Raw genomic sequence first — 14,169 nt, 5'->3', positions numbered from 1 at the left:
GGCCAGTATCCGCATCGCGCATGGACCCGGTGTGTAGGCCTGATGGAGAGTGTATGGAGCGCCTGCACCCGGGTCAGTCACTGCCAACGGTGAAGTACTCCACGACGAAGTAGCCGATCTGGTAGGCCAGCGTTGCCAGCACAAGGCGCAGCTGTGCGCGGCGGCTGCGCAGCCACCCGCCGAGCACCGCCACCGCCAGCATCAGCACGGCATGCAACGGGTACGCGGTTCCCAGCAGCTTCCAGCGGCTGCTGCCCTTGATGCCGGTATCGATCAGGTCGAGCAGGGTCAGCGCAGCAATCACGCTGAAGATCCAGCGCCGGCGCTGCATCAGGTAGTTTCCGTAGCTGCCGTATTCGCGCAGATCGTCGGGAAACAGCAGCGCGCACAGCAGGAACCAGGTCGCGCAGTAGACGATCACGAACAGGTAGGTTTCGAACGTCCAGCGGTGCACCTCGATGAGGCGGAATTCCCACCACCAGAAGGTCACCAGCGATATCAGCGTCCATGCCACCCAGCCAAGGTGCAGTGCAGAGCAGCCGCGGCGCTGGGGATGCTCGATGATCTGTGCCAGGCCCTTGAGCACGGTAGTGATCGACAGGCCGAGGATGATGCCCATCACCACCCGGATGTGCAGGAACAGCGGATCGGTCTGCATCGCGGCGCTCCGTGTCGGATGCCTCGATGCTGGCACAACAGGGCAGCCAGGAACGGACCCCGGTCACGCGGAGAAAAAAGGGGACGGAGGGGATTAAGTCGTATAAGGCCAATACGACCTGTAGGGCAGAAGCGACTTAATCCCCTCCGTCCCTTTTTTGCTGATCACCGTCAGCGCTTGCGCCGCACCAGGGCCGAGGAGGCGTCCAGCACGGCGCGGGTCAGCAGGGCCATGGTCTGCACGTCGCCCTTCCAGTGCTGCCAGTACAGCGGCACGTCTTCCCACGCGCGCTGGCGTACGTACACCAGGCGACCGGCATCCAGGTGCCGCTTGACCAGCGGCAGGGGGTTCATGGTCCAGCCCATGCCGCCCAGGTTGGCCTGCACGAAGGCGCGGGTGGAGGGAATCCACCAGGTCGGCGCGGTGCTGGGCAGGTCGTCGCCGGCCATGCGCCGGGCGAAGCGCGACTGCATTTCGTCCTTGCGGTTGAACACCAGTACCGGTGCCTGGGCCAGCGCCTGCGCGGTCACGCCCTTGGCAAAATGGCGCTCGCGGAACTCGGGGGTACAGGTCGCTGCGTAGCGGATGCTGCCCAGCGCGTGGATCTGGCAGCCCTGCACCGGCTCGTCCAGCGTGGTCACCGCGCCCAGCACCGTGCCCTGGCGCAGCAGTTCGACAGTGTGGTCCTGGTCCTCCACGCGCAGGTCCAGGGTGGTGCCGGTGCTCTGTGCGAACTGCGAGGCGGCCTGCGGAAACCAGGTTTCCAGGCTGTCGTGGTTCACCGCCACCGGGATGCTGGCCTGGGGCAGGTCTTCGTCGGCCAGGCCCATCCGGTGCAGGGCATCGTGTTCGAGCAGGGCGGTCTGCTCGGCCAGCTGCACCAGTACCTGGCCCTCGGCGGTGGCTGTGGCCGGGGTGCCGCGCTTGACCAGCAGGCGCCCGACCCGGTCCTCAAGCGCCTTGACCCGCTGCGAGATGGCCGAGGGCGTGACATTCAGCGACTGTGCGGCGCGGTCGAAGCTGCCTTCGCGGATCACCGCGGCCAAGGCGCGCAGCTGGGCATGGTCGATACGCATCGGATTAAGTTCCGCTAATGTTGGTTTAGGAAGTTTAGCTCGTCTTTTCCATGTTGCGGCGCGACAATAGCGCTCGTTCCGGTGCTGTCCGCCTTCGCGAGGCACCGTCCCCCCAAGCAATACAAGGCAGTGAATCCCATGTTCTCGGTCATCTCCGCCAGCACCGGCCTCGGTGCCTGGTTCTCTGGTGCAGCCACCGGCATCGGCCTGTTCGCCGTGGTCGGGGCCCAGAGCGCCTTCATTCTGCGCCAGGGCATCCTGCGCAAGCACATCGTGCCGGTGGTCGCCACCTGCGCGGCCATCGATGCCATCTTCATCTTCGCCAGCGTGGCCGGCCTGCGCACGCTCACCTCGGCGCTGCCGTGGCTGACCTCCGCCGTGCTGTGGACCGGCGTCGCGTTCCTGGCCTGGTATGCGATGAAGTCGGCACGCCGTGCGATCGCCGGTGGCGGTGGCATGGGCGAGGCCGACAGCGATGACGGCAGCCGCCGCGCGGTGCTGATGGCCGCGGTCGGCTTCTCGCTGATCAATCCGCACTTCTGGCTGGACATGATGGTGATCGGTTCCATCGCCGAGAACTTCGGCAACGCCCGCATGGCCTTCGCCGCCGGCGTGGTCACCGCCAGCTGCCTGTGGCTGACCGCGCAGGGCCTGGGCGCACGCCTGCTGGCGCCGCTGTTCACCAAGCCCGGCACCTGGCGCGTGCTTGACGGCACCATCGCCGTGATCCTCAGCATCCTGGCCCTCATGTTGGCGGTGCGCGGGGTCCACTGACCCGGCGCACGCCCCCCGAACCCACGTCCTGACTCTCTCTCCAAGGTAGTGGCAACGACGGCACCGGCAACGGTGCCGTCGTCTTTTCCGGCTCTGGCGGGAAGCGCATGGTGCTGCCTAGAATCGGCGACCAGGACAAGGTGTCCACAGGAGCAGGGGAAGGATGAACAAGACGATTCTGGCGGCTGCACTGGCCGTCATCGGGGGCGTTGCCGCAGGCAGCGTGGGCGCGGTGGACCTGACGCAGTACCTGCGTCGCGAGACCTTCACCGATATCAAGATTTCGCCGGGGGGCGAGTACGTGGCGGCAACGGTGCCGATGGAGGATGCCACCGCGATCGCCGTGCTTCGGTTGAAGGACAAGCAGATGGTCGGCAGTTTCCGGCCCCCCAGCCGCAACCACGCGCAGGAATTCGACTGGGTCAGCAACGAGCGCCTGCTGATCGGCCTGGCCCAGAAGTGGGGCTCGCTCGACCAGCCCAATCCCACCGGCGAACTGTACGCCATCGATGCCAATGGCAATCGCGGCGAGTTGCTGGTGGGCTACCGCGTGGAGAGCAACGGTCCGGGAACCCGCATGCAGCCGAAGAAGGTCGAGGCGGTTGCCGCCTTCCTGGCCGACGACCTGCCGGGCGATGAGCGCAACGTGCTGGTCACTGTGTGGCCGCTGGCCGAGGATCCGTTCACCCGCGTCGATCGCATGGACGTAACCAGCGGTCGTCGCTCGCGGGTGGCATCCTCGCCGGTACGGCGCGGCGAGTTCACCACCGACGGCGCGGGCGAGGTCCGCTTCGTGCACGGCTCGGGCAGCGACAACATCAACAAGCTGTATTTCCGCGAGCGCTCCGGCGACACCTGGAAGCTGATCAACGACGAGGCGGTCAGCAAGCGCATCGAAACCGCCATCGGCTTCTCGGCTGACGACAGCCTTGCCTATCTCAACGTCGAGCAGACCGAGGGGCCGGATGCGATCGTCAGCTGGAACTCGAAGACCGGCGAGCGCGCCACGCTGCTGCGCGACGAGGTGGTCAATCCGTACCGCATCATCCACCGGCCCGGCACCCATGTGCCGGTCGGCGCGCTGTACCTGGGCGATAAGCCGCGCACCCGCTTCTTCGATGAAGGCTCGGCCGATGCGCGCCTTTACCGCAGTCTTGAAGCGGCCTTCGGCGGCGCGGTCTACATCACGTCCAGTACCCGCGATGGCCGTGTCGTGCTCGTGGAGACCTGGTCGGGCTCGAACCCGGGCGACTTCTACGTGTATGACACCGTCGCGCGCAAGGCCGACCACCTGATCAGCCGCAGCGACTGGATCGACGTGGACCGCAGCGCCAGCGTGAAGCCGATTGCACTGAAAGCGCGCGACGGGCTGCCGCTGCATGGCTTCCTGACCCTGCCGGCCGGCAGCGACGGGCGCAACCTGCCGATGGTGGTGATGCCGCATGGCGGCCCGTTCGACATCTTCGATTCGGGCCAGTACGACCGCGAAACGCAGATGCTGGCCGCCGCCGGTTATGCCGTGCTGCAGGTCAACTTCCGCGGCTCGGGCAATTATGGCCGGGCCCACACCCAGGCTGGAGCGCAGCAATGGGGCGCGGCGATGCAGGACGACGTCACCGATGCCACCCGCTGGGCGATCAGCGAAGGCATCGCTGATGGCCGCCGCATCTGCATCTATGGCGCCAGCTACGGGGCCTACTCGGCGATGATGGGCGCCGCCCGCGAACCCGGGTTGTACCAGTGCGCGGCGGGCTATGTCGGGGTCTACGACCTGCCGATGATGTATACCCGCGGCGACATCCAGGACCGCGGTTCAGGCGTGACCTACCTGCGCGAATGGCTGGGGGATCCGGCCAAGCTGGGCGCGGTGTCGCCGGTGAACCTGGCCGAGCGGATCAAGGTGCCGGTGTTCCTCGCGGCCGGTGGCGAAGACAAGCGCGCGCCGATCCAGCATACCGAGCGCATGGAAGCGGCGCTCAAGCGTGCCGGCACGCCGGTGGAAAGCCTGTACTACAAGACCGAAGGCCACGGCTTCTACACCGAGGCCCATCGCAGCGAGTACTACGACAAGCTGCTGGCGTTCCTGGCGCGCAGCCTGGGGGGCAAGACCGCAACGACCGCACCTGCGGCCGGCAAGGACAAGGCGCCCTGAACTGGCGGGGCGGCGGATGATCCTTCCGCCGCCCTGGTTTTCCGCAGGCGCGGGGCTTACTTCACCCCGTGCATCATCTTCTTCAGCAGCGGCGCGGCGATGAAGGCGGTCAGCGCGCAGCCCAGGCCGATCCACATCAGCAGCCAGAACAGGTGCGCATAGGCGCCGGCCGCAGCCACCATGTCCAGCGATTCGCCTTCCGGCACCTCGATCGCGGCCAGCTTGCCGAACAGCGCGGCCAGCGTTTCCGAGAACGCGGTGGCCAGGAACCAGGTGCCCATCATCAGGCTCATCACCCGCGGCACGGCCAGCTGGGTCACCGCCGACAGGCCGACCGGCGACAGGCACATCTCGCCGCTGGCCAGCAGGAAGTAGGCCAGCACCAGCCACCACACGCTGGCCATCTCACCGGTGGCGCCGACCTGCTGTGCGGCCAATGCCAGTGGCACGAACGACAGCGCACCGATCACCAGGCCCCAGGCCGACTTCACCGGCTTGCCCGGCTCCCAGCCGCGGCGGTCCATCCACGTCCAGAGCGCGGCAAAGGCCGGGGCGAGCAGCACCAGGAACAGGCCGCCGAGGTAGGTCAGCGAGCCGGCCGTCTGCGGAATCACCAGGCAGTCGCGCACCAGCAGCACCAGCATCAGCACGACGATGGCGGCGAAGAACGTGCGCGGTGCCGACGAGCCCGGACGACGCTCGGACAACCGCGCGCTGACCACGAAGCCCAGCGGTGCCAGCAGCAGCGAGATGATCGACCACGGCAGTGGCGTGCCGCCGGTGATCACCAGCGAGGGCACGATGTCCTTGGTCAGCAGGCGGTCGGTGAAGGTCACCCACGAGCCGTAGGACTGCTCGTACATCGTGAAGAACACCAGCGCCATGAAGATCAGCACCATCAGCGCGATCATCTGCTGGCGCTGCACCGGCGTGCACTTGCTGCCGGTGAACCAGGCGAACCAGACCAGCACGCCGCCCAGCACCACCAGCATCAGCATCAGCGCCAGGCTGATTTCACCGCCCAGCGCGAACGCGCCGTTGCCGGCCGCCCACATCAGCCACGCCACTGGCAGCACACCGAGCACCGCGCACAGATAGATGAGCCATTCGCGCGGCAGGCCCAGCACCTTCTGCTTCAACGCCGCCGGTTGCGGTGGTTCGGCATGGCCCTGCAGGTACTTCTGGCCCCACAGGAACATCGCCAGCCCGGCCAGCATGCCGATGCCGGCCGCGCCGAACCCGTACTTCCAGCCATAGGCCTCGCCGAGGAAGCCACACACCAGCGACGAGAACAACGCGCCGAGGTTGATGCCGGCGTAGAACAGCGAGAAGCCCGAGTCGCGGCGCGGATCGTCCTTGGCGTACAGCTTGCCGACGATGGTGGAGATGTTCGGCTTCAGGAAGCCCACGCCCATGATGATCAGCGCCAGCGACAGGTAGGTCACCGCCAGCGCCGAGGTGTCGCGCACCACTTCGCCGTTCACCCGGTACGCCGCGTGGCCTTCGAAGGCCATGCCCAGGTGGCCGAGCACCAGCAGGGTGCCGCCGAACAGCACCGCCCGGCGCATGCCCAGCCAGCGGTCGGCCAGCATGCCGCCGAACACCGGGATGCAGTACACCAGGCCGCCGTAGGCACCGAGCAGGTCAAGGCCGGCCTTGTCGCCGAACAGGTGGTACTTGGTGAGATACAGCAGCAACAGCGCCTTCATGCCGTAGAAGGAGAAGCGCTCCCACATCTCGGTGAAGAAGCAGACGTAGACGCCCTTGGGATGGCCCAGGAAGTCGTCGGAAGCAGGAGCGGCAACGGTCATCGACGGCGGGGACAGCGGAAAGGGCGCGATTATAGGCCCCTGGGCCGGGGTGGGCAGCCCACGGTAGATCTACGCCATGCGTGGATGGACGATCCCGCCCAAGCGCTCACAGGTACCGCAACCACGCCAGATCACGCCGTCGTGCCTTGAACCGCGCGAACGCCCGCGTCGGCGGATACAGCACCACTGCAAGTGCGCACGCCACCAGCAGCAGGCCGCTGACCGAATCCAGCGCATACAGCCCGCCGTGGGTCGGCCCCCAGATCGCCAGTGCGCCCAGGTACAGCCCCTTCAGCACATACAGATGCAGCAGGTAGAAGAACATCGGTGCTGCACCAATGTCGGCCAACGGCCGCAGCGCACGCGCCACTGGCGGCCACTCGTACAGGCGCAGCAGCAACAGTCCCACGCCCAGGGTCAACAGCAGGAACTGCAATGACGGCGGGTACTTGGTGACGTTGAAAATGCTCAACCACGTGCGCAGCGGAGTGGCCTGGTACGACCAGGGAGCATCCCCGTACTGGTTTGCGAACCGCAGCAGCGCGAACAGGACCAGCGCACCGATGCCTGCGCACAGCAGCCAGTGCCGACGCTGCTCGGGCGCGCGATCACGGGCGAACCAGGGGCCCATCAGATAGCCCAGTGCGATCACCCCGATCCATGGCAGCACCGGATAGGAGGTGCGCAGGCGCAGGCCGCCGGCCTCGATCCAGTCGCGCTGGTGCAGCACCTTCCACAGCACCGCCAGCAGGCTGTTGCCTTCCACGTGCAGGCCATCGAACAGGTTGTGCCCGGCCACCAGCAGCACCGCCAGCACCAGCAAGGCCGGGCGCGGCAGCCACAGCAGGGCGGCCAGCGCGATCATGCTGAGGCCGATGGCCCAGATCACCTGCAGATAGATCGTGTCCGGCGGCAACTGGAAGGTCCAGGCGAAGTTCACCAGGGTCAGTTCCAGCACCACCAGGAACAGGCCGCGCTTGAGCAGGAAGGCGGCGGTGGCCCGGCGCGGGTCCGCCTGGCGCTGGCCGTACAGCCAGGCCGACAGACCGGTGAGCAGCACGAACACCGGCGCACACAGGTGGGCCAGCAGGCGGCAGGCGAACAGGGCGGGGGACACACTGGCCGCGTCCATCGGATCGCCCACCTGGTGCTGCAGGAAGAAGGTCTCGCGCACGTGGTCGAGCAGCATCAGCAGCATCACGGTGCCGCGCAGCTGGTCGATGGAGGCCAGGCGAAGTGAGGGGGAAGGGGGCATGCGATGCGGTGGGAACAGGTAATATTAAGATATAACATATCGTTTGCGACGGGCCCAGCCGCAGTTTGCCGGGTCGGTCGGTTGCCGGTTCACGTACGCGCCCATTGCGCTGCAGCACACGCCCCATCCTTTGGCACGCTGGACTTGATCTGCCCTGAACGCTAGCGTGGCAGGGATTTTTTGCCAGCAGGGGCTTCCATGAACCATGACGCTGCGCCCAAGCAGCTCACCTTCCGCGCAGTGGCCCTGGCCATCGTGCTGGCGGTGGTGCTGTCGGCGGCCAACGCCTATCTCGGTCTGTTCGCAGGCCTGACCATCGCCACCGCCATTCCCGCCGCGGTGATTTCCATGGGCGTGCTGCGCCTGCTGGGCGGTGGCTCCATCCTCGAAAACAACATCGTGCAGACCGGCGCCTCGGCCGGTTCGTCGATCGCCGCCGGTGTGATCTTCACCATCCCCGCGCTGGTGATCATGGGCTACTGGCCGGACTTCAAGTACTGGTGGGTGCTGGGCATCGCCGGCCTCGGTGGCCTGCTGGGCGTGCTGTTCTCGGTGCCGCTGCGCCGTTCGATGATCGTCGAAGACCCGCTGCCGTTCCCGGAAGGCAAGGCTGCGGCCGAAGTGCTCAAGGCCGGCGAGAACCCGGGCCCGGGCCTGAAGATCCTTGCCATCTCGGCCGTGATCGGCGCCTTCGTGAAGCTGGCCGCGGAAAGCGGCATGCGCCTGATTCCCGACGCCTGGGCCACCTCGGCCTATGTCGGCAGCTCCAAGGTCACCGCCTTCATCGGCACCAACCTGTCGCCGGCACTGCTGGGCGTGGGCTACATCGTCGGCCTCAACGTTGGCATCGTGGTGGTGTCCGGCTCGATCCTGACCTGGCACATCGCCATCCCGATCTACCAGGCCTTCTTCATGAACACCGATCCGGCGCTGGCCGCGTCGGTTGCCACGGCTTCCTCCACCGAGGCGGCGTTCGCCATCTGGGGCGCGAAGATGCGCTACCTGGGTGTCGGCGCGATGCTGATCGGTGGCATCTGGACCCTGATCTCGCTGCGCAAGTCGCTGCTCAACGGCGTCAAGAGTGGCTTCGCCGCTGCGCGCAAGAGCGGTGGCCCGGTGCTGGCGCACACTGAGCGCGACCTGCCGATGAAGTGGATGCTGGTCGCCCTGGTGGTCTTCGTGCTGCCGCTGCTGGCCCTGTACCAGGCCATCGTGGGCCAGTGGCACGTGTCGATCCCGATGACCCTCATCATGATCGTCGCCGGCTTCCTGTTCGTCTCGGTCTCGGCCTACCTGGCCGGCCTGATCGGTTCGTCCAACAACCCGGTCTCGGGCATCACCATCTCCACCATCCTGTTCGCCTCGGCCGTGCTGGTCGTGCTGCTGGGCAAGGATGGCCTGCAGCCGGTCGGCGCCTTCGGCGCGCCGCTGGGTGCGGTGGCTGCGATCATGATCGGCGCGGTGGTGTGCTGTGCTGCAGCGGTCGGCGGTGACAACCTGCAGGACCTCAAGGCCGGCTACATCGTCGGTGCCACTCCGTGGAAGCAGCAGCTGATGCTGGGCATCGGTGCGTTCTCGTGCGCGCTGATCATGGCGCCGGTGCTGAACCTGCTGGCCACCGCCTACGGCATCGGCGTGAAGTCCGAGCTGCACCCCAACGCGCTGGCCGCACCGCAGGCCAACCTGATGGCCTCGGTGGCCAAGGGCCTGTTTGGTGGTGAACTGCCCTGGACCTTCATCGGCATCGGTGCCGTGGTCGGTGCCGCCATCATTGCTTTCGACAGCTGGTTGAAGTCGCGCAACGCGCGCTTCCGCGTGCCGGTGCTGGCCGCCGCCATCGGCATCTACCTGCCGCTGGAACTGATGGTGCCGATCTTCCTCGGCGGCCTGATCGCCTATCTGGTCGAGCGCTTCCACAAGGTGCGCGCCGATGACGAAGAAGGCCGCGACCGCGTGCACAAGCCGGGCGTGCTGTTCGCTGCCGGCCTGATCACCGGCGAGGCACTGATGGGTATCGCCATCGCGATTCCGATCGTGGTCAGCAGCCGCGCCGACGTGCTGGCCGTGCCGTTCCATCTGCCGGGCGCACAGTGGATCGGCCTGGCCGTGCTGTTCCTGGTCGGCTGGCTGATCTACCGCACCGGCAAGCGCGCCGTGGCGTAAGGGTCATGGGGTCGGATCCCTTCCCACCGGGAAGGGCGCTGACCCCACGTTGACAGCGGTTGGGGTCAGAGCCGATTCCGGTGGAATCGGATCCGACCCCGGCGTCCCCCCACAAACCCCGCTTCGGCGGGGTTTGCTCGTTGTGGCGGCGCAGCCAACCGCCGCCGGCAGCCATGACCGATGGCCTTGGCAGCCCCGGCCGCCCGGGCCTACCATCGGTTTTTTGCCGTCCTGCGGAGACCCCGATGAAACTGCGTCATGCCCTGCTGCCACTGAGCCTGCTGGCCGCCCTGCCCAGCGTCGCCGCTGCCCGTGGCCTGGAAGTCCGCGACATGGTGGCCATGGACCGCGTCTCCGCGCCGGTACTGACCGCTGACGGCGGCACCGTGGTGTTCGCCAAGCGCAGCGTGGATGCCAACCTGAAGGCCTCCACCGCGCTGTTCGCGCGCAACCTGCGCACCCGCGATGCGGCGCCGCCGAAGCAGATCACCCCGGCCGGCTGGAGCGTCAATTCCGCTTCGCTGTCGGCCGATGGCCAGACCGTGTACTTCCTCAGCGCCAAGAACGGCAGCCAGCAGCTGTACGCGCAGCCGATCAACGGCGGCACCCCGCGCCAGCTGACCGACTTCCCGGTCGACGTGGACAGCTACCACGTGTCGCCGCAGGACGACCGCGTGCTGTTCAGTGCCGGCGTGTTCCAGGCCTGTGCCTCGGACCTGGCATGCACCGAGAAGAAGCTGAAGGAAAAGAAGGACGCCAAGGCCAGCGGCCAGGTGTGGGATTCGCTGTTCGTGCGCCACTGGGATACCTGGAACGACGGCCGCCGCAACACCCTGTTCGTCGCACCGCTGCCGACGGCCAAGGCCGGCGCGGTCAAGGGCGCTTCGGCGCTGAGCGCGACCATCGATGGGGATGCGCCGTCCAAGCCGTTCGGTGGCAATGATGATTTCGCGTGGTCGCCGGATGGCGCCAGCGTGGTGGCCAGCATCCGCGTGGCCGGCAAGCAGGAGCCGTGGTCGACCAACTTCGACCTGTACCGCTTCGACGCCGCCGGCAAGCAGGCGCCGGTCAACCTGACTGCCGCCAACCCGGCCTGGGATGCCGGCCCGGTGTTCAGCGCCGACGGCAAGACCCTGTTCTACCGTGCGATGAAGCGCCCGGGCTTCGAGGCCGACCGCTTCGGCCTGATGGCGATGGACGTGGCCAGCGGCAAGACCCGCGAGATCGCCCCGCAGTGGGATCGTTCGGCCGGCGGCATCACCCTGTCTGCCGATGGCGCCAGCATCTTCACCACCGCCGATGACCTCGGCGAGCACCCGCTGTTCCAGATCGACGTGGCCAGCGGCAAGGCCACCAAGCTGATCGGCGACGGCAGCGTGACCTCGGTCGACGTGGCCGGCAACAGCGTGGCGATCACCCGCAACAGCCTGAAGAGCAACGACCAGGTGCTGGTCGGCCTGCTGCCGGCCGCGGGCGAAGCCATCGGTGAACTGCGCGCGCTGACCCCGGCCGCCGGTGAGGTGCTCAAGGACGTGAGCTTCGGCGATTACGAACAGTTCGAGTTCAAGGGCTGGAACAACGACACCGTGCATGGCTACGTGGTCAAGCCGTACAACTACCAGGAAGGCAAGTCGTACCCGGTCGCGTTCCTGATCCACGGCGGCCCGCAGGGCAGCTTCGGCAACGGCTGGAGCTACCGCTGGAACCCGCAGACCTATGCGGGCCAGGGCTACGCCGTGGTGATGATCGACTTCCACGGTTCCACCGGCTATGGCCAGGCCTTCACCGATGCGATCAGCCAGCACTGGGGCGACCGCCCGCTGGAAGACCTGCAGAAGGGCTGGGACGCGGCGCTGAAGAAGTATTCCTTCCTCAACGGTGACAAGGCCTGTGCGCTGGGTGCCAGCTACGGCGGCTTCATGGTCAACTGGATCGCCGGCAACTGGAACAGCCCGTTCAAGTGCCTGGTCAACCATGACGGCGTGTTCGACCAGCGCATGATGGGTTATGCCACCGAAGAACTGTGGTTCACCGAGTGGGAGCAGGGCGGTACGCCGTACCAGAAGGCGGCGAACTACGAGAAGTTCAATCCGGTCAACCACGTGGCGGACTGGAAGAAGCCGATCCTGGTCATCCATGGCCAGCAGGACTTCCGCATTCCGGTCGAGCAGGGCCTGGCCGCGTTCACCGCCGCCCAGCGCCAGGGCATCGAATCGAAATTCCTGTACTTCCCGGACGAGAACCACTGGGTGCTGAAGCCGAACAACAGCATCCTGTGGCATGACACCGTCAATGCCTGGCTGAAGCAGCACATCGGCAACTGATGACTGCAGCGCCGCCCTCCGGGGCGGCGCTTTTGTTTCACCATCTGCTTTACCGGTGGGTGCAGATGTTCCCGCCGGTGGGCGCCGACCGTTGGTCGGCACACCTCCAGCCAACAGCAGCCGAGCATGGCTCGGCTCTACCCAGAGCGCCTGCATGCCCTCGACCGCCCTGATCCAGAACGACATCGTCGTCTTCGGTTTGATCGCCGCCACCCTCGGCGCCGTGTTCTGGACCGCCTCGCGCGAGCAGGGGCTGTGGAAACGCGTCTACACCTTCGTGCCGGCGCTGCTGCTGTGCTACCTGATTCCCGGCATCTACAACACCGTCGGCCTGATCGACGGCCAGAACACCCGGCTCTACAACCCGATCGCGCGCGACATCCTGTTGCCGGCGGCGCTGATCCTGCTGACCCTGGCGGTGGACATCAAGGGCATCCTGCGGCTCGGCCCGAAGCTGGTGCTGATGTACCTGGGCGCCTCGGCCAGCATCATGCTCGGCGCGGTGGTGGCGTTCCTGCTGATGCGCGCGATCCATCCCGACACCGTGGCCGGTGATACCTGGGCCGGCATGGCCGCGCTGGCGGGCAGCTGGATCGGCGGCGGCGCCAACATGCTGGCGATGCGCGAAGTGTTCGACGTCAACGCGACCACCTTTGGCCAGTTCGCGGTGGTCGATGTCGGTGTCGGTTACGTGTGGATGGCCGCGCTGATCTTCCTGGCCGGGCGCGCAGCGAAGATCGACGCGCGCAGCGGTGCCGATACCTCGGCCATCGATGAACTGAAGGAACGCATCGCGCGCTTCCAGGCCGAACATGAGCGCATTCCCAGCCTCACCGACCTGATGCTGATCGTTGCCGTGGCCTTCGGTGGCGTCGGCCTGTCGCACGCGATCGGCGCGCCGCTGGCGGCCTGGTTCAAGGCCAACGTCAGTTGGGCCCCGCAGTTCAGCCTGGATGCGCCGTTCGTGTGGGTGGTGGTGCTGTCGACCACATTGGGCCTGAGCCTGAGCTTCACCCGTGCCCGCAATCTGGAAGGCGCAGGCGCGTCGCGGCTGGGCTCGCTGCTGCTGTACTTCCTGATCGCCTGCATCGGCATGCAGATGGATCTGCTGGCGCTGCTGGACCGGCCGTGGTTGTTCCTGCTCGGCCTGATCTGGATCGCCGTGCACATCGTGCTGCTGTGGTGCCTGGGCAAGCTGCTGAAGGTACCGTTCTTCTATTTCGCCATCGGTTCGCAGTCGAACATCGGTGGACCGGCCTCGGCGCCGGTGGTGGCCGCGGCGTTCCATCCGGCGCTGGCGCCGGTCGGCGTGCTGCTGGGGACGATGGGCTACGCCACCGGCACCTACCTGGCCTACATCGTCGGCATCACCCTGCGCGCGTTGGCAGGGCAGGGGTGATGGGTATTGGGGTCAGATCCCTTTTGCGCAGCAAAAGGGATCTGACCCGGTTCACGGTGGATCACGCCACCGGCAGGCCGCGTTCGATCAGCCAGGCCTTCGCGTCTTCGGCGTCCTGCTCGAACCACGCCTGTGTAGACCCCAGCCGATACGTATACCCCCAGGCATCCATGTCGGCCATCAGCCGCTGGCTGCCGACGCCGGGCAGCTGCCCGGCCAGCACGATCTGCAGGTAGCAGGTCGCGTCTTCCTCGGCTACCGAGTCGGTGGCATCGGTATGCACCTGCGCACGCCGCTCCGGCGGCAGCACGATCAGGTGGCAGGCTTCGTGCAGCATCGAGTGCACGGGAGTGTCATCGCGCACGTACACGTTGCTGGCGATGATGCCGGCCTCGGGTTCGCCCCAGTAGCTGCCGGGAATCGGTTCACCGGCCGCCACGTGGTGCAGCCGAAGGCCATGCGCGGCGAGCAGGCACTGCGCATCGGCGAAGGCGATGTCGCCCACGCAGGTGATGTCCACGGCGGTTGTCGTATCGGTCATGCAGGTCAGGCAGCCC

10 protein-coding genes are annotated in these 14,169 nt (G+C 66.9%); 5 read left to right on the top strand and 5 right to left on the bottom strand.

Features of this window, described 5'->3' with window-relative positions:
* Positions 1 to 73: 73 nt before the first annotated feature.
* Positions 74 to 658, bottom strand: coding sequence for a hypothetical protein (locus V3B30_RS10320; protein ID WP_087921858.1), 585 nt, complete (start codon positions 656 to 658; stop codon positions 74 to 76).
* A gap of 170 nt (positions 659 to 828) precedes the next feature.
* Positions 829 to 1,734: a LysR family transcriptional regulator ArgP gene (locus V3B30_RS10315; protein WP_010483397.1), complete on the bottom strand. Its 906-nt coding sequence runs from the start codon at positions 1,732 to 1,734 to the stop codon at positions 829 to 831.
* Positions 1,735 to 1,872: 138 nt separating this feature from the next.
* Here V3B30_RS10315 and V3B30_RS10310 point away from each other — a divergent pair, with 138 nt between their 5' ends.
* Positions 1,873 to 2,508: a LysE family transporter gene (locus V3B30_RS10310; RefSeq protein WP_049422777.1), complete on the top strand. Its 636-nt coding sequence runs from the start codon at positions 1,873 to 1,875 to the stop codon at positions 2,506 to 2,508.
* A gap of 163 nt (positions 2,509 to 2,671) precedes the next feature.
* A complete protein-coding gene (locus tag V3B30_RS10305) occupies positions 2,672 to 4,660 on the top strand; it encodes a prolyl oligopeptidase family serine peptidase (protein WP_262084602.1) in 1,989 nt (662 codons plus the stop codon).
* Between the two features lie 56 nt (positions 4,661 to 4,716).
* On the opposite strand, the gene V3B30_RS10300 is transcribed toward V3B30_RS10305, so the two are convergent.
* Both V3B30_RS10300 and V3B30_RS10295 read right to left on the bottom strand, forming a co-directional pair.
* The gene (locus V3B30_RS10300; RefSeq protein ID WP_262084601.1) at positions 4,717 to 6,471 is read right to left on the bottom strand and encodes an oligopeptide:H+ symporter; all 1,755 of its coding nucleotides are present in this window, start codon (positions 6,469 to 6,471) and stop codon (positions 4,717 to 4,719) included.
* A gap of 106 nt (positions 6,472 to 6,577) precedes the next feature.
* Positions 6,578 to 7,726: a heparan-alpha-glucosaminide N-acetyltransferase domain-containing protein gene (locus V3B30_RS10295; RefSeq protein WP_100471617.1), complete on the bottom strand. Its 1,149-nt coding sequence runs from the start codon at positions 7,724 to 7,726 to the stop codon at positions 6,578 to 6,580.
* 198 nt (positions 7,727 to 7,924) lie between these two features.
* Between V3B30_RS10295 and V3B30_RS10290 the strand changes: the two genes are divergently transcribed.
* From V3B30_RS10290 to V3B30_RS10280, 3 genes are all read left to right on the top strand, one after another.
* Entirely contained in the window at positions 7,925 to 9,889 is a 1,965-nt protein-coding gene (locus tag V3B30_RS10290; protein ID WP_262084600.1) for an oligopeptide transporter, OPT family, read from the top strand.
* A 245-nt stretch (positions 9,890 to 10,134) separates the two neighbouring features.
* Complete coding sequence (locus V3B30_RS10285) at positions 10,135 to 12,213, top strand: S9 family peptidase (RefSeq protein ID WP_262084599.1); 2,079 nt, start codon at positions 10,135 to 10,137, stop codon at positions 12,211 to 12,213.
* Positions 12,214 to 12,367: 154 nt separating this feature from the next.
* Positions 12,368 to 13,612 carry a DUF819 family protein gene (locus tag V3B30_RS10280; RefSeq protein WP_100471620.1) on the top strand — a complete coding sequence of 415 codons (1,245 nt, stop codon included), beginning with the start codon at positions 12,368 to 12,370 and terminating at the stop codon, positions 13,610 to 13,612.
* A 61-nt stretch (positions 13,613 to 13,673) separates the two neighbouring features.
* On the opposite strand, the gene V3B30_RS10275 is transcribed toward V3B30_RS10280, so the two are convergent.
* Entirely contained in the window at positions 13,674 to 14,153 is a 480-nt protein-coding gene (locus tag V3B30_RS10275) for a hypothetical protein (protein ID WP_032961355.1), read from the bottom strand.
* Positions 14,154 to 14,169 lie beyond the last annotated feature (16 nt).

This window comes from Stenotrophomonas sp. SMYL41 (assembly GCF_036319965.1).
Lineage (GTDB): Bacteria > Pseudomonadota > Gammaproteobacteria > Xanthomonadales > Xanthomonadaceae > Stenotrophomonas > Stenotrophomonas maltophilia_R.
The sequence above is the reverse complement of the archived record's forward strand: the minus strand, read 5'-3'. Positions and strand labels throughout refer to the sequence as shown.